General features: G+C 44.4%; 23 protein-coding genes. 8 read left to right on the top strand and 15 right to left on the bottom strand.

Features of this window, described 5'->3' with window-relative positions:
• Window positions 1–65 precede the first annotated feature (65 nt).
• Window positions 66–917: a phosphatase PAP2 family protein gene (locus tag N186_RS00810; protein WP_020961862.1), complete on the top strand. Its 852-nt coding sequence runs from the start codon at window positions 66–68 to the stop codon at window positions 915–917.
• Between the two features lie 12 nt (window positions 918–929).
• On the opposite strand, the gene N186_RS00815 is transcribed toward N186_RS00810, so the two are convergent.
• The 3 genes from N186_RS00815 to N186_RS00825 form a co-directional block, all read right to left on the bottom strand.
• Complete coding sequence (locus tag N186_RS00815; RefSeq protein WP_020961863.1) at window positions 930–2,027, bottom strand: M42 family metallopeptidase; 1,098 nt, start codon at window positions 2,025–2,027, stop codon at window positions 930–932.
• 39 nt (window positions 2,028–2,066) lie between these two features.
• Entirely contained in the window at window positions 2,067–2,618 is a 552-nt protein-coding gene (locus tag N186_RS00820) for a rubrerythrin family protein (RefSeq protein ID WP_020961864.1), read from the bottom strand.
• A gap of 111 nt (window positions 2,619–2,729) precedes the next feature.
• Window positions 2,730–3,311: a winged helix-turn-helix transcriptional regulator gene (locus N186_RS00825; RefSeq protein WP_020961865.1), complete on the bottom strand. Its 582-nt coding sequence runs from the start codon at window positions 3,309–3,311 to the stop codon at window positions 2,730–2,732.
• A 133-nt stretch (window positions 3,312–3,444) separates the two neighbouring features.
• Between N186_RS00825 and N186_RS09630 the strand changes: the two genes are divergently transcribed.
• Window positions 3,445–3,603 (top strand): hypothetical protein, encoded by a 159-nt coding sequence (locus N186_RS09630; protein ID WP_020961866.1) that lies wholly within the window; start codon window positions 3,445–3,447, stop codon window positions 3,601–3,603.
• 104 nt (window positions 3,604–3,707) lie between these two features.
• On the opposite strand, the gene N186_RS00830 is transcribed toward N186_RS09630, so the two are convergent.
• Together N186_RS00830 and N186_RS00835 are read right to left on the bottom strand one after the other, a co-directional pair.
• Window positions 3,708–4,157 (bottom strand): type II toxin-antitoxin system VapC family toxin, encoded by a 450-nt coding sequence (locus N186_RS00830; protein ID WP_020961867.1) that lies wholly within the window; start codon window positions 4,155–4,157, stop codon window positions 3,708–3,710.
• Window positions 4,138–4,374 (bottom strand): AbrB/MazE/SpoVT family DNA-binding domain-containing protein, encoded by a 237-nt coding sequence (locus N186_RS00835; protein ID WP_020961868.1) that lies wholly within the window; start codon window positions 4,372–4,374, stop codon window positions 4,138–4,140. Before N186_RS00835 ends, N186_RS00830 begins: the two co-directional genes overlap by 20 nt.
• Before the next feature lie 204 nt (window positions 4,375–4,578).
• Here N186_RS00835 and N186_RS00845 point away from each other — a divergent pair, with 204 nt between their 5' ends.
• Entirely contained in the window at window positions 4,579–5,481 is a 903-nt protein-coding gene (locus N186_RS00845; RefSeq protein ID WP_020961870.1) for an alpha/beta hydrolase, read from the top strand.
• Complete coding sequence (locus N186_RS00850; RefSeq protein WP_020961871.1) at window positions 5,481–6,764, top strand: MFS transporter; 1,284 nt, start codon at window positions 5,481–5,483, stop codon at window positions 6,762–6,764. Before N186_RS00845 ends, N186_RS00850 begins: the two co-directional genes overlap by 1 nt.
• An 11-nt stretch (window positions 6,765–6,775) precedes the next feature.
• Here the strand turns inward: N186_RS00850 and N186_RS00855 are convergent, their stop codons facing one another.
• From N186_RS00855 to N186_RS00875, 5 genes are all read right to left on the bottom strand, one after another.
• A complete protein-coding gene (locus tag N186_RS00855; protein ID WP_020961872.1) occupies window positions 6,776–7,576 on the bottom strand; it encodes an energy-coupling factor ABC transporter ATP-binding protein in 801 nt (266 codons plus the stop codon).
• Window positions 7,573–8,412: an energy-coupling factor ABC transporter ATP-binding protein gene (locus N186_RS00860; protein ID WP_020961873.1), complete on the bottom strand. Its 840-nt coding sequence runs from the start codon at window positions 8,410–8,412 to the stop codon at window positions 7,573–7,575. Before N186_RS00860 ends, N186_RS00855 begins: the two co-directional genes overlap by 4 nt.
• The gene (locus tag N186_RS00865) at window positions 8,397–9,164 is read right to left on the bottom strand and encodes an energy-coupling factor transporter transmembrane component T family protein (protein WP_020961874.1); all 768 of its coding nucleotides are present in this window, start codon (window positions 9,162–9,164) and stop codon (window positions 8,397–8,399) included. The genes N186_RS00860 and N186_RS00865 overlap by 16 nt, the downstream gene beginning before the upstream one ends.
• A gap of 57 nt (window positions 9,165–9,221) precedes the next feature.
• On the bottom strand, window positions 9,222–10,076 hold the full coding sequence (locus N186_RS00870) for a QueT transporter family protein (RefSeq protein WP_020961875.1): 855 nt from the start codon (window positions 10,074–10,076) through the stop codon (window positions 9,222–9,224).
• A gap of 83 nt (window positions 10,077–10,159) precedes the next feature.
• The gene (locus tag N186_RS00875) at window positions 10,160–11,575 is read right to left on the bottom strand and encodes a transglutaminase-like domain-containing protein (protein WP_148681936.1); all 1,416 of its coding nucleotides are present in this window, start codon (window positions 11,573–11,575) and stop codon (window positions 10,160–10,162) included.
• A gap of 142 nt (window positions 11,576–11,717) precedes the next feature.
• Between N186_RS00875 and N186_RS00880 the strand changes: the two genes are divergently transcribed.
• Together N186_RS00880 and N186_RS00885 are read left to right on the top strand one after the other, a co-directional pair.
• Complete coding sequence (locus N186_RS00880) at window positions 11,718–12,383, top strand: adenylate kinase family protein (protein ID WP_020961877.1); 666 nt, start codon at window positions 11,718–11,720, stop codon at window positions 12,381–12,383.
• A 32-nt stretch (window positions 12,384–12,415) separates the two neighbouring features.
• Window positions 12,416–12,949, top strand: coding sequence for a hypothetical protein (locus N186_RS00885; protein WP_020961878.1), 534 nt, complete (start codon window positions 12,416–12,418; stop codon window positions 12,947–12,949).
• Between the two features lie 54 nt (window positions 12,950–13,003).
• Here the strand turns inward: N186_RS00885 and N186_RS00890 are convergent, their stop codons facing one another.
• The gene (locus N186_RS00890) at window positions 13,004–13,486 is read right to left on the bottom strand and encodes an AAA-associated domain-containing protein (RefSeq protein WP_020961879.1); all 483 of its coding nucleotides are present in this window, start codon (window positions 13,484–13,486) and stop codon (window positions 13,004–13,006) included.
• Window positions 13,487–13,580: 94 nt separating this feature from the next.
• Between N186_RS00890 and N186_RS00895 the strand changes: the two genes are divergently transcribed.
• Window positions 13,581–15,080, top strand: coding sequence for an ABC transporter permease subunit (locus tag N186_RS00895; RefSeq protein WP_020961880.1), 1,500 nt, complete (start codon window positions 13,581–13,583; stop codon window positions 15,078–15,080).
• Between the two features lie 2 nt (window positions 15,081–15,082).
• The gene (locus tag N186_RS00900) at window positions 15,083–15,820 is read left to right on the top strand and encodes an ABC transporter ATP-binding protein (protein WP_020961881.1); all 738 of its coding nucleotides are present in this window, start codon (window positions 15,083–15,085) and stop codon (window positions 15,818–15,820) included.
• A gap of 118 nt (window positions 15,821–15,938) precedes the next feature.
• Here N186_RS00900 and N186_RS00905 read toward each other — a convergent pair whose 3' ends face one another.
• The 4 genes from N186_RS00905 to N186_RS00920 are packed head-to-tail and all read right to left on the bottom strand — an operon-like array spanning window position 15,939 to window position 17,995.
• The gene (locus tag N186_RS00905) at window positions 15,939–16,292 is read right to left on the bottom strand and encodes a hypothetical protein (protein WP_020961882.1); all 354 of its coding nucleotides are present in this window, start codon (window positions 16,290–16,292) and stop codon (window positions 15,939–15,941) included.
• Between the two features lie 29 nt (window positions 16,293–16,321).
• Window positions 16,322–17,092, bottom strand: a complete 771-nt coding sequence (locus tag N186_RS00910) for a hypothetical protein (protein ID WP_020961883.1) — start codon at window positions 17,090–17,092, stop codon at window positions 16,322–16,324.
• Window positions 17,093–17,102: 10 nt separating this feature from the next.
• Entirely contained in the window at window positions 17,103–17,519 is a 417-nt protein-coding gene (locus tag N186_RS00915) for a nucleoside 2-deoxyribosyltransferase (protein WP_020961884.1), read from the bottom strand.
• Window positions 17,519–17,995: an Lrp/AsnC family transcriptional regulator gene (locus N186_RS00920; RefSeq protein ID WP_020961885.1), complete on the bottom strand. Its 477-nt coding sequence runs from the start codon at window positions 17,993–17,995 to the stop codon at window positions 17,519–17,521. Before N186_RS00920 ends, N186_RS00915 begins: the two co-directional genes overlap by 1 nt.
• Window positions 17,996–18,028 lie beyond the last annotated feature (33 nt).

Genomic DNA, 18,028 nt, shown 5'->3' on the forward strand with positions numbered 1-18,028 from the left:
AGAATCTGAGAAAGACTAAGCCTTCATAACATAAAATTAAAATTTTTGTACGAGTAAATGTTGGCGTGAAAACCAAGCATATCCTAATTATTATTGCAGTGTTGCTTGCCGTATCCCCGTTGTTGGGACTTCTCCTGGGTAAATGGGTAGACTATTGGAGAATAGCCACAAATCTCGGAGACGAGCCTGCCTATATCGCGTTAACTATTCTGCTCTTTTATTTGGTAGACCCCCATCTGGGCGTGAATGTCCTTATAGCACTCTCTACTGGTGCCTGGCTCGACGTATTTATGAAGAACCTTTTTAAGTTGCCTAGACCACCTAGCGAGCTTTGGCTTGCACCTGCAGAGGGCTATGGTTTTCCAAGCGGGCACGCTACTACTTCAACAACTTTCTGGACAAGTCTGTCACTTGAGACTAGAAGGAGAGAGGTATACCTGTTAGGCGCCGTCACAGTTGCAATCGTGTGTTTGTCGAGGATTATTCTCAACGTGCATTATCCAGTAGACGTGGCAGGCGGAGTTGTTCTAGGACTGTTTTCCTCGTTTAGCGTCTACTACGCTACCAGGAAAATCACCTTAAAGCCCTGGTTGGCGTCCCTTGCCTTAGCGTTGTATGGTGTTGCCGTTTCGGTGCTGACTTTTGTGCAGGGAGACCTTAACTTTGTGAGGCTTGGTGGATTATTGGTCGGATTGGCTGTCTACCCATTGATAAGAGAAAAAATTAACTTAAGGAAAGAGTCTTTCTTAACGAAAACAATTCTAGCCCTCGTGGCCCTTGTGCTTGCTTTTGGATTTACACAGGTTGCAAAGAGCCAAGCCCCTCTTCCCCAGTTTATTCTTTACCTAGCTACGGGCTCTATAACGGTATCCCTTCCACTATTAAGAAGCAAGAGTGGAAGAAAAACTACGGGTTAATTTTTAGATATTTTAGATATTAGTGAATTTTTTAACTGTCTCTGCGTCAAGCCTCTTTACAAGCTCGACTACGAGGCGTACAGCGTTTTCAACATCGCTAATACTCACAATGCTTACATGGCTGTGTATGTGTCTAGTCGGAACCCCTATAACTATGCTTGGCCTTCCCCCCTTGTAGAGGTGCAACCTGCCGGCATCCGTCCCACCACTGACAGCCGACAGCTGATATGGAATCTTTGCCTCTTCAGCCACCTCGATGACAAACTCCTTGAATCTTGGGTTTGGAATCATTGATCTATCCCATACAACTATTGTGGGCCCCTTGCCTACCTTTGCCTGGGCCTCGCTCGGCTTTATCCCAGGAACATCTCCAGCAATGTCTACTTCTGTTACAATTGCTACGTCGTGGTCAGCTATCCAGCCAACTGTCTCGGCTCCTCTTAGACCTACCTCTTCTTGCACGGTTGCAGCCGCGTAGAGCGTGTTTCTGTGCTCTATATTGTTTTCCCTGATGTATCTGAGTGCTTCTAGCGCAATAAATGCTCCTATCCTGTCGTCTAGGGCCTTAGCCATTATTCTGTCTGGGAAGGCGGTCTTCATGAAGGGGGACCAGGGAGCGACGGGGTCGCCAACCCTTATGCCTAGTTTTTCAACCTCCTCTTTGCTTGTAGCGCCTACATCAATGTACATCTGGTTTATCTGGACGACTTTTTGTCTCTCTTCCGGAGTAAGCAAGTGCGGGGGCTTGCTAGTAATAACGCCATATACTGGCCCATTCTTGGTTCTAATAACTACACGCTGTGCAAGAAGGACTTGCTCGAACCATCCTCCTAGAGGCACAAATGTGAGAAAACCCTCCTGGGTTATGCTTGTAACCAGGAAGCCGACCTCGTCGACGTGCCCGGCTACTAGTATTTTTGGGGTGTCCGAGGAACCTTTCTTTACAAGCATGAGTGAGCCAAGGTTGTCCCTTTTTACTGAGTCGGCGTACCTCGAATAGTGTTGCTTTATTAATTCCATTACTGGTTCTTCAAAGCCGGATGGGGCAACAATTTCTGTTACATCTTTTAAGAATTGAAGCTCTTTTTCTGTTATTTTGTAGTTTGACACGAGAATAACAAAACCGAGAAAAATATAAAAATTTTAGGTTTAAAAACCTACATATTTTTCTCTAGGCGCCCCGCATACTGGACACTTTTCTGGAGGCTCTTCACCTATGTAGGTATGGCCACATACGGGACAAATCCAAACTTTGCCTTTTATCTGGAAATCTTTCCCTTCTTCTGCGGATTTTAGGGCTTCCTTGTAAAGTTCCGCGTGGATTTTTTCGGCTTCGAGGGCCCATCGGAAACTTCTCACAGCTTGCTTTTCTCCTTGTTCCTCTGCAATTTTGATATATATTGGGTACATTTCCTCTACCTCAAACTCTTCTCCCCTGATAGCAAGGTTAAGGTTTTTAACTGTTGTTCCTGGACCTATGGGTGCACCTGAAACGACCTTAGCGTCCTCGTCGAAATCCCTCAAAATGTTATAGTGATTAGAGGCATGCACATACTCTGCATGAGCGATAGCCCTAAATAGCCTAGCAATGTTGGGGAAACCTTCTCTCTCTGCTTGTACAGCAAATACTAGGTAGCGCATATGTGCCATGGATTCTCCTCCAAAGGCCGATAGAAGTGCATCTTTAGTCATTGATTTCATTGTTTATCATTTTCTTATTCAAACTTTGACATATAAAAATATAACGTTTGGTGCTAAAAATAAACGAAAACGTCTAGAATTTGTACCTAGTTTTTTAACTCTCTTCACGAACTAGTCATTTCTTTCACTTCGTAGTTTTTTAATGAAAGTGTCTCGACATACTGGACAACAAAAATAATGTGTTGTATTCCTATAGGTGTAGGTGTATGGTTTTCCTCTAATTCTTTCTCCACAGGTTTCACATGTAACGTTGCTTAAACCAGAAGCTACAATAACGTCTTTAGCGTCAAAGTTTGTTTCGATACTAGAAACGATTCTTATCTCGGCCTTTGGATCAATCTGTTCCATTAAGGAAACCAACTTTTTTAGATCCTCTAGAGAGAATATTCTCCCCAAAACAATGGTATTGGGATTGCTGTTCGTTGTGAGATATAGTTCCCACACCATTGCTTGACTAAGCTTCTCTGTTACTCTTGTCTCACTTGCGAACATGATCAAAACAAGTATTCCTCCAAGTTTTTCAGTGTTGAAAACTGGGAAAAAGCCCTTGATTATCCCACTTCTATTGATTTTTTCTATTCTCTGCCTGGTTGTCTGTCTACTGATGTTGAGCTCGCGGGCTATCTCAGAGACAGTTATCCTGGGGTTTTTAACCAGTAGCTCGAGAATCCTTAGATCCAAGTTATCAAGCATAGCACAACATTTATTGCAGAAAAGTTATATATTTCTATGGCAACACACTACGTGTTTTTCTGCGATTGCCAATTACTTGTCAAAAGCCTTACGTGTAAAACTTTTGCTTAGATTTTTAAAAAAAAGACAAAGTATGTTAACAATAACAGGAATCTTCTACATATTAGCAGCCATCATAGTAGCGATGCTTCTAGCAATCTACATCATTAGCTCATCTGCCTCTAGAAAACTGGCTTCGCCTCCAAAAAACCGGGAGCTGGAACCCGCGCGCTTCATACGAAACATCGCTTAAAGCAGAAAATTGCAAATGAGTCTCCATCGTCAAAATTTGTTTCCATATTAGAAACGAATTTTATCTCTACCGTTGGATCGATCTTATCCCTAAAGAAAAACTCGTTACAAAGTCTCTTCTGACAAAAACTTTACAGGGAGTTTGCTGATAAGTTGTTCTTTCGCTACCATTTCGCTTTCCCTTTTCAGGAATAATGCTAATCCACCTATTTTTTGGGCAACGGCGATTACAAAGCAGTCGGCTAAAGCTAGACCAAGTTGTTTTTTCAATTCGCCTGCTACGATAGCTGTCTCCTCGTCAATATTGACAGGGGTAATTTTTGTCTTTAACCAAGAGATATAGTTGAGGGCTTCCTCGTTTGCATTTTTAACGCCTGCCAATTGATAAATCCTCGAAGCTATATAGAGAGTCTCGCTTAAAGTAGGGATGGCGGCAAACAATTTCACAGTACCTGATCTTTGTGCACTAAACAGTTGTTCTACTTTTTCTCTGTATGGAGAATTCCTAATAATTTTTTCTACTATTACGCTTGTATCAAGGACGTAAGATTTCATGGTATTTCTTCTCCTCTACGTGTCTCTCTTCTTCAAGAAGCTTGTCTACAACTGCTGGGTCGATCTCGACTTCTTTTGGCTTAAGGGGTTTCAGAATTATTATGCCTGGGGAAGCCTCAGCTATAACTTCGCTTTCCTCTTCGATACCGCTTGTTAAGCGAAGCTTTTTTGGAAGAATTATTACACCCTTTTTCCTCACTTTTAGCACTACAGTCATGATTGGTTCACCATATAGGAAAAGTTTAACTAAAGATAAAAGTTTAACTTTCAACCTTATGTTTGACCAGTTAAAGATTTCCCATATCTTCGCAAAAAACTTGTCCGCTAGTCTTCTTTATTTTTGCATTATCACTAGTTTGTTGAGAAAGCCTTCTATGAAAAAGTTATATAGGTTTTGCTTCAAATTTTTAAATGACCAGACATGTTAACAACAACAGCAATTATTTACCTCTTAATAACCATCATAGCAGCAATACTCCTAGTGGTCTACATTATTAGCTCATCAGCTTCTAAAAAGCTGGCTACGCCTCCGAGAAAAACCGGTAGCTGGAGCCCAAGAGACTTGGGCTTCGAGTATGAAAAAGTAGAGGTTAAGACGTCTGACGGCTTGACTCTTAGGGGCTGGCTAATTCCAAGAGGCTCCGAGAAGACTGTGATAGTGATACACGGTTATACCTCCTGCAAGTGGGATGAATGGTACATGAAGCCCGTCATCAATATCCTTGCTAGACACGATTTTAACGTAGTTGCCTTTGACATGCGCGCCCACGGGGAAAGCGATGGAGAAAAAACAACGCTTGGCTACCGTGAAGTCGACGATATAGGCGCAATAATAAACTATCTTAAAGAGAGGGGTCTCGCAAGCCGTCTCGGGATAATTGGATACTCGATGGGTGGAGCAATAACGCTTATGTCCCTTTCCCGGTATGAAGAGTTGAAGGCTGGGGTCGCTGATAGCCCCTACATAGATATTAGGGCCTCGGGTAAAAGATGGATAAACAGGGTCGGCGCGCCGTTAAGGTATATCCTTCTGGCTTCTTACCCACTCATAATGAGGCTAACGGCTAGCCGTACGGGGGCGTCGCCGGAGAAACTAGTAATGTACCAGTATGCGAAGTCCATTACAAAGCCATTACTCATAATAGGTGGGCAACAAGACGACCTCGTAGCTATAGATGAGGTTAGGAAGTTCTATGAGGAAGTCAAAAAGGTAAACAGTAATGTTGAGCTTTGGGAGACCACTTCGAAACATGTATCAGCGATACAGGACTACCCGAGAGAATATGAAGAAAGAATTGTAGGCTTCTTTAACAGGTGGTTGTAATGGCCGGGAAAGCGCCTAAAGTAAGAATAGTTACATTCTCGCTCGCACTCTTCGTCCTTTTCTACTTCATGGGCTACTACATGTTAAACCCAATATTGAAGACACTTCATGAAGAAGGACTTATCCCTGGAAAAACCGAGGTCGAATGGCGCTTTAATGCTGGATTAATAGCGACTATCCTCCAGGGTACAGGCCTCGTACTCTCGTTCGTGTGGGGCATCCTAGCAGACAAGATTGGCCGCCGCCAAATATTGTTCCTCCTTGGAATAACGATGGGGATTGGCCTGCTTCTCGTCTCTACAGCTAGAAGCTACACTGAGCTCCTCCTATATTTTGTCCTATTCGGGCTAGGCTATGTTGGAGTGGGACCAGTAATTTATGCATTTATCTCAGACGCGCTACCTAGCCAGAGCAGGGGAAAGGGATATGCGGCATACTATGTCTCAAGCGTGCTGGCAATGATACTTGGATTAATTGTTGCCGGAGTTTTGCTACAATGGCGCACCGCCTACTTGGTCTCTGGACTAGCAACTTTCATTTTCGCCGTTATCCTGTTCATTTCTTCTAGAGGAATAACCATAGGCTATTCGGAAAAGAAGGCTGAAGAAGTCAAAAAGTATTCCCTCCGCGAAGCCCTTCCAAGTCTAAAGAAAAAGACGGTTCTACTCATACTGCTAATGATTATTCCTTGGACGATCCCATGGGGAATGCTCAGCATATGGTCTATCGACTACATTTCAACAAAATGGGGGGTCCCAACTGGAACAGCCTCCCTAATCATCGCTGCGGCAACTGCCTCTATAGCATTGGGACACATCATAGGGGGTACTCTGAGCGACCGCTTAGTAAGTAGGGGCGACACAAGTGGGAGGGCAAAGATCTCAATAATCGGTGTCGCTGTGGGATACATAGCTATGCTACTAATGTTGATTTACCCGTACCCCTACGGGGACACTTCTATCTCTGCCCTCTTCCTCCCAGCGCTACTGGCTGTTGGAGGAATGATGTTCACTACTTTCGCATATCCAAACATAAACTCGGTTCTAAGCGATGTGATAATTCCCGAGCACCGTGGAACAATTTTTGCTTTTTACAGCGTCCTCAACAATCTTGGCTGGACACTGGGACCAACTGTCTACACTTTGCTTCTCTCGACCTTCGCAAACACGATGGGACAAATCCAAGCGATGACAAGTGCCGCCGTCCTAATTGTGTCTCTCTGGCTAATAGCACTTCTTTGCTGGATTGGCATCTATAGAAGCTATCCAAAAGAAAAGCTCTAGAAGGGACAAAATTATATCAGTTTTTTCTTTATTATCTGTTCGGCTATTTCCTGTGGGGTCAGTTTCTTTACTCCAAGCATGTTTGCCAGTCTCTGTAGTTGCGTTGGGATAAAGCCCTTCTCCTCGAGGAAAGATATGTCGGTCAAAACCTCTTCTGTAGGTCCATCCCTTATAATTTTTCCCTTCTCAAAGACAATTATCCTCTTAGCAAACATTCCCAAGAGATCCAAGTCATGCGTGATGACAACGACAGATTTTCCGTTACGGTGTAGGTTTTCAAGAACTCTGAATAACTGTAGGCACCTCCCATAGTCTAGCCCAGTTGTTGGCTCGTCAAGGATTAAGATGTCTGGCTCCATTACAAGGACGCTTGCTATTGCAAGCCTATGTTTTTCTCCAAAGCTGAGAGCATGCGGCGGAAAGTTCAGTGGCTTGATTAAGTCTACGCTTTCCAGAACTCTCCCCACGGCGTCTTTGATTCTGATTTCTGGGTATCCTAGGTTCCTCAGGGCGAATCCGACTTCGTCGAGGATTGTAGACGAGAATATCATGAGTTCAGGGTTCTGATGGACAAATCCAACTTTACGTGCGAGGTCAGATACGGGCGTCGTTTTCGTGTCCATCCCGTCTACGAGGACTCTGCCTGATATAGGCTTAAGTAGCCCTACAGCTAGTTTTGCAAATGTTGTCTTCCCAGCCCCGCTGTGGCCAATTACACCTATAAATTCGCCACGGCCAATCTCTACGCTGAGGTCTCTTATCTCGAATCCCTTGTCCCCGTAGTTAAATGATACCTTGTCGAAAACTATCATTTGGATCCCACCCCCAACTTCCAGCTATCCTCCAACTTTACTGGTATAGGGACATCGATACCCTTTTTCCTCAACTCGTACGCTACCTCGGCTATGCCTGGAGACCTAACGCCGTACCTCTGGATATCCTCTACCCTAGAGAAAACTTCCTCCGGCTTCCCTTCAAGAAGTATTGTACCCCTACCCATAACTGCAATCCTGTCCGCCGCCTCGACTGCCCATTCCACTCTGTGCTCGGCAACTAGAATTGTCAAGCCCTCTTTCTTTAACTGGTTGATGGCTTCCAAAACGAGTCGGGTGCCTCTGTGATCTAGCATTGATGTTGGCTCGTCCAGTAGCAAAACCTTTGGCTTTATGGTTAAGACACTCGCTATGGCTATTAGTTGTTTCTCGCCTCCAGAGAGAGACTGGGGATCCTTGTCCAGCAAGTCGTAAAGGTTCAACACATGGGTAACCCAGTCTATACGTTTCTGGATCTCTTCCCGCGATAGACCAAGGTTCTCGGGACCCATTGCAAGCTCTTCGAGGACAGACCTTGTAATAACCTGCATTTCGGGGTTCTGGTAGACCAGCCCGACCACGCCTACAAGCTGTTTATAGCCAGCCCTCACAACGTCTACTCCCTCAACTATCGCTTCGCCCTCAACTGTTCCAGGAATCAACGATGGAACTAGTCCCGCAAGAATTCTGAAGAGTGTGGTCTTCCCACAGCCGCTCGGCCCCATAATTACGACCATCTCTCCCTTATTGACTTGGAGGTCTACGGCCCTCACAGTCCACGTGTCCGAGCCAATATACTTGGCGCTTAGGTTCCTAACAATTACAGAAGGCCCCATAAAAGTATCACCCCATAGAATATTATTGAGAACAATAAAAACAAAGTATCCCTCTTGACCCATTTTGGCTCTAAGAGGTAGGTCCTCTTCTTAGAATAGCCGACATACCTGGAGGCGAGAACCATGCTCAAGTCCCATACATCGCTTAATAGTCTCGAAATAACTGGGACAATTATTGGAATATACTTTCTAAGTCTCTCAGGTATACTTCCCTTATCGAGTGCCAGACCTCTGAGTCTTTGCACATCTATAACGTCCCTTGTAGCCTTCACCATTGTCGGCAGAAGGCTTACCGCTATGACAAAGGCTGTGGAAAGCTTAGGGGGGACCCTGATTTTTTCGAGTGTCCATGAAACATGGTAAGGCTTTGTTGTCACAAAGAACGTTATAAAGGCGAAGACTGGACTCATTATCAGGAAGAATTTCCCGCTGGCAACTAGGAGCCCTACGTCTGTCACTTTGATTATCCACAGGTCTAGAACTAATCTTCCTTGGTTGCTGTACATCCCAGCCCACACCAGTGTAGTTATCAAGAGGAAGATAAGCGAGTTAAAGATCAGTATCGCCGCTAGTCCCGCCCCTATACCAGACAGTATTAGAGCTACTATAGTGGAGACAAATATTGGGAAGCTCTTAAGACCATTAAACTGCGTAACAATGGAGGCGGCAAGGACTAGTAACGCCCAGACGAGTTTTGCACGTGGGTCTAGGGAGTGGAAGAAGGACCTTCGCTCGATATAGAGCCCGCTCAACAAGTGGAGGACACCTCATTTTATGGAGATAGAAAAACAAATTATAGTTTTAAAGTTTTATTTTGACAAAGTTGAAGCTTGTGGCTGTACCCTGTCTTTCCAGTACAAGCCGCGGGACTTCACGATTGGGAACAAGATGACACCGAGAATTGGTGACAGAACCGCGTTTACAGTAATGTTGTTTATAAGGATCGACGTTGCAATGATAGCCCATATAACGAACAGTGGTAGACCAACGACGTTTTGCATTATGTCTAGCCACCAGCAGATGTAGAGCGCACTGACAAACGCCTGAACAATGACGCCCCAGATGTAGAACTCGCCAATGGATGAAGCATTAGAGAAACTGTGGTCCCTGACAAATTTGTAGGGTATATATGCTATCAGGAAGTTTCCAATGAAGCCTCCTATTGAGCCGACGCCGAAGTAGCCCGAGAGTATGTCTGCAAGGAGATTGCCTATCGCGACTCCTACAGCTCCTGGAATCCCAAAAAACATTCCGAATAGTGGAGCCAGAGAGTTTGCCGGTCTTAGCCAGGTAAAGCCCGGCACAATTGTTATGGGAGCCGTAGCCGCCAGAAGTCCTCCATATACAGCCGCGCTAAGTGCAACGAGAGCTATGTCAATAACGCTCCAGTCTCCAATCCCCATCCTGTTCTTTGCAAGACCTTTTGACGTAATAGTGTAGCCTGCAATTTCTAACAAGAAGACAATGGTACCAAGGATCCAAACGATGGCGCCAATAGCGAAGACAATGCTGTGTGCAGACATGAAGAACTGGGATATTGGGAAAATGCTCCATGGATCCTTTGGATTTGTCTGGAGGGCCTGCCAGAAGCCATAGAAGATAGCTATGACGATTAGTAGCCCTATTGCTATTGAAAGGTAATATAGGATTTTTGTGGTGTTCACAATATGTAAAAATATGAGAAAAATATAAATCTTTTCTGTTGAAAACTGAAATAAAATTTAAAAAGACCAGGCATAAAAATGTTTTAAAACTTACTTTCGAGTCCCTCCACGCTTAAAATTTCAAGAGAGAAGTCCCACTCGTTATAGTAGAGGTTTTTCCCTGTTGTTTCGACCTCTCCTCTCTGACTATCAACGGGGTCGGATCTGAGGTGTTTCTTAGGAGGGTCGAACTGTGTATACACCTCGATATTAGAGGCAAGCCTGTAGCCTTCGATGGAGCCTAGATAGAACTGATGTCTCCACTCTCCCCCCTTTCTCTTGTTCCCAAAACTTGGGTCAGCATAGAGCCAGCCATATGGCTCAAGATAGAATTGTGCCCAGTCATGCATCCCTGGCGAAAGAGGATTCATGTACCACCCGGACTCCCATCTGGCCGGTATGCCTGCTAGCCTGCAAAGTGTGATAAATAGTAGCGCTTGCATCCCACAGTCTCCCCGTTTCTCGCTAGCTACATATTCTGGGATATTGTCGTACAGAAGGTAGTCTTTGGCATAAGTGTATCTAACATTCCCCGTCACCCATTCCCATATCCTCTTCACCTTTTCGTAGGGGGTAGACGCTCCCCGTGTAATTTCCTCGGCGAGCTTCCTCAAAGGCTCTGTGAAGGCAATGTGTGGGGGTCTCTCAGAGGTATATTCCCTATACACCTCTGACTCCGTGTCGATATATGCCTCTTTGGGGTCTATCTCCACGTGGAAGCCCCTTGAGACAAAAGTATATTCGATCCAGACCTCTCTTTCTTCTCCTTCAAGCTCGAAATATACAGTCCGCTGAGGATGATCCGGTGGAGCAATATACTTTGGCTTCTTGCTTGCGTCTAGAATTCTTACACTAATATTTGTTGTCTCATCCCGTGGCAAAGGAATCCAGACCCTGACGACCTCGCCGTATTGATGGGCAGGGTTTCTGAGAGATATAGACGCTTTAACGTGATATTTCAACGGGAGCACGAAACCTCCTCCCTTCTCTTTAGCGGCCTTAAGTACTCTTTCTGCCCTCCACTTCAATACTAACTCTCCTGCATCGCTTCGCTCATCATTTTTTGCTCTTTTTCTTTGCTTAAGGTCGCCACAAAGCCAATACGTGTTTGCCTTGAACCTCCTGTGGATCCTCAGAGACCCCTCGAGAATAATGAAGTCAATGCACCCCCTCTTTAAAAGTTCATGGAATTCTTCTTCCCTTAAATCCCATATGTCTTTCCTCAGAGCTCTGAACGCCTCGTCAGACGAGAAGGGGTACTCATAGCCCAGCCTATTTAGCCTTTCAATCTCTATTTCGAGGCGCTCTCTCAGAGGGGGACTCGAGTCCTGCAAGTAGGCAAGAATTAGCTTCTTTGCCTCTTCAGCCTTGCCTTCCCTAATAAGGGATCCTATTTCGGTTGGCAGTTTTTCCTTTAAGGGCAACAAAATATTTGGATACGTCTGAGAATAACTAGGCATAATTGTTCAGTCTTTGCCTTGCTATTAAAGCTATTAAATTTTGTTTCCGGGGAAAGGCACAGTGTAATCCTCAGCTATGAAAATGTTTTCGTTCTTGAGGCACTAAGTTTATTAACATGAATTAATACTATTTAATTACTTGGTGTTGAGCATCAGGTTAGCCCTTCTAGGTCCCCCGGGCGTGGGCAAAGGAACATATTCAAGCATTCTAAGCAAAGAGCTTCGTATTCCACACTTATCCACTGGTGAGCTATTGAGAAGAGAAATCAGCATGAAGACTGAGCTGGGAAGAGAAGTTGAGTCCTACGTTTCACGGGGACTACTCGTCCCAGACAAGATAGTAAACGATATAGTTGCAAAAAGACTGTGCGCTAGTGACTGTGCTAATGGCTTTATTTTGGATGGATACCCTAGGACACTTCCCCAGGCAGTATTTCTTGAAGAACATTTTCCACTTGACAAAGTTGTCCTTCTCCAAGCAAGCCTAGAAACAATCATAGAAAGGATATGCGGGAGACTATACTGCCCAAACTGTGGAGAAACTTATCATGTCTCCTGGAAACCCCCCAAGAGGGACAACATATGTGACAAGTGTGGTGCAAAGCTAACTAGAAGAACAGATGATTCGCCAGAAGTCATCAAGAGAAGGTACGAGGAATATCTTGCAACAGTATCACCGGTGGTAGATTTTTACAAAAAGCTTGGGAAACTTGTTCCTTTTAGGGCAGAAGGCGACTCTCAGATCCTCGCATACAGTTTGCTGAGGGAATTGTCGAGCTCGAGAACAGAAATACTGGTAGAAAAATAGATTTTTGAGCATTTTTGTATATACAAACATAGATGGAAAGCCAAATTGGAAGATTTCAAGTAATGGCTCTACTCCAGGCGGCCCGCTACTATGTCTTGACAGGTGACCTAGAAAAAAGCTACTCTTTTGGATTAAACAGAGCTATATTCTATGCTTGGGCCAAAAGGAGAGGAGTCCCAGTCGCCGCTTCCCGTCAAAGGCTGGCAAGAGATGTTTCCATGGAAAAAGACGAGGAGGGCAAAACTATAGTATATGTGGGTGACGAAGCAGCCTACCTCGGCAAAAACGGCTGGTTCACTATGGGCGACCAAGACCAGACACCAGAGCTATTTGAGAGAGAAGTAAAAAACAGGATTGAGAGAATTATGCCTTTTGAGGATGCCTGGAGGCTGGCTGTAGAGTACGTCAAGTCGTTTGATAAGAAGACTCTGCTTAGCCAGAAAGATTTTTACGAGAAGGTGTATCTACCGGTTCGAGATACTTTCCCAAATCTCCCAAAGAAAAGCAACAAACAATTGTCGCTTCTAAGTTTCGGCAGTGAGACTCGGGATCAGTCTCCGCCGTAGCCCTCACAACTCGGTCCTAGCAAACCTCATCATCAGAAATTTATCTAGACAGCACTAAATTAAGTGTATTTCCTCGTCGTCCTCGTCCATCTGGAAGAGGTGGAGGAATGCACCCCAGATCAATATATTCTTGGATGCTTCCTCGACTCCTCCTGGATAATACTTCTCAATTATTTCTCTGAATTCATCTACACTAATCTTCTTCCTCTGTTTCAGTAACCCTAGGATCTCGCCAAGTGGCTCAACGTTTGCGATTGCCCCTTTTAATAGGCGTTTCAGGCTTTTTGGATCGCTCCTAGCAACTTTTCTGCCAAGATCCGTCAAGCGGAGGTTTCCGGAATGAGACTCTACTAGACCCAGTGCCTCTGCAACGTCAATTGCCTTGGGGAGAATCTTTATGTTTTCATAAACCGCGTCGCCAACATACATAGAGTCAATCTGGCCTCCTGCACTATTAAGTACTTCTACTAGTCCTAGTACGTGGTCGGGGGAAACGTCTCGAGGCAAGACAACTTTTTTCTTTGACTCACTTGACACCTTAATTCTTCACCTTGCCTAAGATAATTCTTTGCTAAGATTTTTATTCTTTACGGTTTTGTCTTTGTAAGTTGAATAATGGCTGGCTGAGACAATGGGGATCCTCGACCTGATGGTTGCATTGGGCTATAGCCTTGCTAGGATGCTAGTTGCCTACATAATATCAGTATTATTGGCTCTCCTCGTAGGTTCAGCTATGGCCAGAAACAAGTTAATAGAGGCTGTAACTTTACCTATCCTAGACATACTCCAATCCATACCTATCTTGGGGTTTTTCCCAGTCGTTCTCGTGTTTTTTGTAGGAAATCTTCCAAAACCCTTTGGTCTAGAGGCTTCAGCAGTCTTCCTTATTATTACCAGCCTCGTGTGGAACATGATTTTCGGGGTATACGCATCCATAAAATCGCTAGACCCCTCGATATTCGACATGGCACATGTTTATTCCTTTGGGCCGGCATCCAAGTTCTTCTATATTTATACCCCTGCCTCGAAATCGGCTCTTCTCGCAAATACCCTGGTATCCTGGGCCGGCGGATGGTTCTTCCTAACATCTGCAGAGGTTATCTCACTAGGAGAAGAGGAATATAAACTCAGAGGAATCGGAACCTTTATCCTTGAAAGCTTCAACAGTGGGGACTTTACTAGTTTCTATATGGGTATAGGGGGGCTGATCCTAACGATACTATTAACCTACATTATCTTATGGAATCCTGCGATTGTTTCCCTCTGGAATCTGCCATTACTAAGCATCAAAATTGTCTATGAAAAACTCTCATTAATTGTCTCTATGCTATGGAACTTCATCAAAGAAGTCTTCATATTTATAGAAAAGAAAGTAACAGTTCCGAAAGTCTTCTCAAAGGCAATTGGGTTGTTTTTCGCGGTTTTCATTTTTTACTATCTTTTAAAAGGTTTTACCGGGCTCTTAAGCTTGGACATTTATGATGTAGCGTTGAACTTTGCCCGTGAGCTCCCGATAAGCTTGTTTCATGTCTTCTTAGTTCTCATTTTTTCCTTCCTTTTATCCCTTGGGATAAGCTATGCCACCTACAAGAGTAGAGAAATGGGATACATATTTACACTGAGCGGAGAATTGCTGGCATCAATTCCAGCTATCATTTGGTGGCCCCTACTGGCTCAAATCGCCTTGGCATCAAGCCTAGGCCCATACCTTGTCTCGCTTATTGTTCTATTACAGGGAGCCGCTTGGTATCTCTTCTTCAATATTATAATTTTTGGCCTTTCCAACATTAGGAGGGAGCACGAAGAACTTGCACAAGTATACAAGATAAAAGGATGGTATTTTGTAAGGACAATTTTCCTTCCATCAATCTTTCCGGCAGTGGCAAGCGGGCTGTTGAGCGCCTGGGGCGGGGCTTGGAATGCAACGGTCGTTGCAGAGTACGTGGTTTTGTCGGGGCGAACTTTCGACATGGGTGGAGTTGGAGCCTTGCTTAATAGATACACAGTCGAAGGTAAGACTACAGAGGTTGCTCTAACCGCACTTCTCTTATCGCTTGTAATCGTGATAATAAATAAAATGGTCTGGTCGAGAATTTTCTCAAGGATAAGTAGTGGCTATACAGGTGAATAAGAGTGCAACCCATAATCTCTATTAGGAACGTTGTAAAGACATTCAAGGAGGGGGGCAAGGCACTCCCAGTCCTAGAAGGGATTACATTTGACATCGGCGAAGAATTTGTCGCAATCTTGGGGCCAAGCGGATGCGGAAAAACAACTTTGTTAAGGATAATTGCCGGCCTAGAAAAGGCGGACAGCGGCGAAATCGTTTTCACACACAAGGACGCACAAATAGGATTTGTTTTTCAGTCTCCAACTCTACTGCCATGGATGACTGTTCTAGAGAATGTAGCCCTGCCGCTAAGGGTTAGGGGAATGTCGTGGAAGGAGGCAGAGGAAAAGGCTAGGAAGTACCTATCACTCGTGGGCCTACAGTCTTTTGAGAACTTCTATCCCCGCGAGCTTAGCGGCGGGATGAAGCAGAGGGTTAATATCGCGAGGGCCCTGGCTATAGAGCCTCTCATTCTCCTAATGGATGAGCCTTTCAGCCAGCTGGATCCCTTGACAGCGGAGTCCCTGAGGTCAGAGGTTTTAGATATGTGGCAGTGGGGTGTCACGAGTGTCCGTACAATAGTTATGGTCACGCACAATGTTGACGAGGCAATCTTCATGGCAGACAGGCTTGTGATTTTTACAGCTAGACCAGCCAAGGTAGCAGCAATTATCCCCGTTGAGATCCCAAGACCTAGGGATAGAAGGTCTCCAGAATTCCAGAAAATAGAGGACAAAGTCTACGAGTATATAAGTGCATAGCCCGTAGTTTTTCCTTTACTGCCAGAAATTTTTATAACAACACATGTGTTTTTAGCTATGTATGATGACCCGATGGCTGAATGAGAAAAACGATGATTGAAAGGTAAGCTTCTGATACCTATTCTCTACACTTTGAACCAAGCTGTATGTATTCTGTCTCTATGTCTGGAGCTTCAACAACTAATGCAATTCCTTCACGGCCGTGCGGCCTATAGGCATTATGCCACTCGTCTACAACATATATTTTCCCTGGGAGCATTTTTACCTCTTCAATTCTTGAACCATCTTGGCTTAGGACTAGAACAATTTCTCCCTTTACGAGAAAGAATAGCTCTGGCCTGTTATGTTTCTCGAGGACGGTTACTTCTTCAAGAGAAGTATTTTCTGGTATGTAAATGCCTACCTGCCATTTGTTTTCTTCCCTGAAGACGACTTGCCACCTTTCTTTACTATTTGCCTCTATAACCTTCATAAATACCGTTTTACATATTCAAGAACTGTTTAAAGGTTTTCCTCTGTCTCTTGCATTTGCTTCTCGATTATTTTGATCCCTTTTTCACGAGACACTTGGAGAACTATGTTCTGTATCTTCTCCATTGTTTCCGAGAGCTCTTCAGGGGTAGAAGAGTAAACTGTAAAGGTTAAAGGAAAGCCTTTGCCTGTGTAAAATCTTCCATCGAGCCTTGGGAAAACATTCCTTACTTCTCTCCTGACTGCATTTATAACTTCATTGGCTTCAGTTATCTGGCACTCTAGATCTAATGAGAACGTTACTGAAAATTTTTTGCCCGTTGACTGCCTAAAAAAGTCTTGTATTCCCTTCTCGAAAGCCTCGATGGTTTCCTCAAACCTAGGCGGCGTCGCCGCTACGAATTTTTCGCTTTCCAGGCTAAAAGCCACAAAGGATGGAACCGGTCCCCTCTCATTTGGAATTACATAGCTGAACTCTGGCATAACTGCGAGGTCCTCTAGGTTTTTCGGCAACTCAGCTTTGTCCATATAGAAGCTTTTCACTAGTTCGAGGGCGTCCGCGTTTACCTCTGTCCCCAAGCCAAGAACCTTTGCAACCTTGCTGACGAGTTGGGGGTTCCCAGCAACCCCTGCAAGAATAATGGCATCGACCTGCTGAAAGACATCCTCTAGCCTCTCAATCGAGAAGTTTTGTTCAACAGTTATATCCGTGAGGCCTATGGCTTCTAGGTATCCTTTTAGCCAGCTAAGAAGCTCATCAGGGTGTTCAACCTGTGGCATCGCGAGAATAGCTATCTTCATTTCTGTCTCCCTACTTAATGTGGTTGCTTATTTTTAAGACAGCGTCTTCCGGCGCTGTGTATGGTATAAAGTGAAAGTTAGGCCACGTTATGCCCCGAATCATTGCTGACACATTGTTTACTCTGTCCTCGAGAGCTAGTGCTATAACTTCTTTCCCTTTTAGCAAGAAATATGCGATTTCAAATCCTACTCCGAGGCTTGGATAGGAGACTTCTGCCACTAGAAAGTCTGCTTCTTCAAGTAGCTTTATGTCTCTCTCGAATATTTCACTGGGAGTCATGCCTCTGTCTATATCAAGAACATCTTCAGCAACATGCTTAGTTAATACTACGTGTCCATGCTCCTCTAGCATCCTGCATATCTGCTTTACATTGTTTAAGGCGCTCCTATCCCCCCTCATAGGAGCAGCAAGATATATTTTAGCCATTATTTCTCGACCTGGCTTGCCCTTACAGGTAGCTTTGTGGACTCTTTAACGTTTTCTAACACGACAGACGTGTAAGTTTTCTCTACACCCTCAATGTTCCGCAACTTGTTGACTACGAGCTCTCCGAGTGCGTCTACGTTGCTTACCCTAACCTTTGCCAATATGTCCCATTCACCTGTTATGATGTGAACCTCCTGCACTTCGGGTATCTTTGCTATTTCGCTTGCAACTTTTCTCTGATCCAAACCTTTTTCGCGTGAAAAAGATATGAAGATATAGGCTAGAGTGTTGAAGCCGAGCTTCTTCGGATCCAAGATCGCTCTGTAGGCTTTTATGAAGCCCTCTTTCTCTAAACGCTTAAGCCTAGCGTGAGTAGTGGTTATCGGAGACCCTATTTTCCTGCTTAGCTCTTTCACTGTTAATCTTGCATTCTCTTGTAGGAGTTCTAGGAGGGCTACGTCTTTTTCATCAAGCATACTGCTTGAAGAGAAAATCCTGAAAAATATACT

The sequence above is a fragment of the Thermofilum adornatum genome, from assembly GCF_000446015.1.
In the GTDB taxonomy this organism is placed as follows: Archaea; Thermoproteota; Thermoprotei; order Thermofilales; family Thermofilaceae; genus Thermofilum; species Thermofilum adornatum.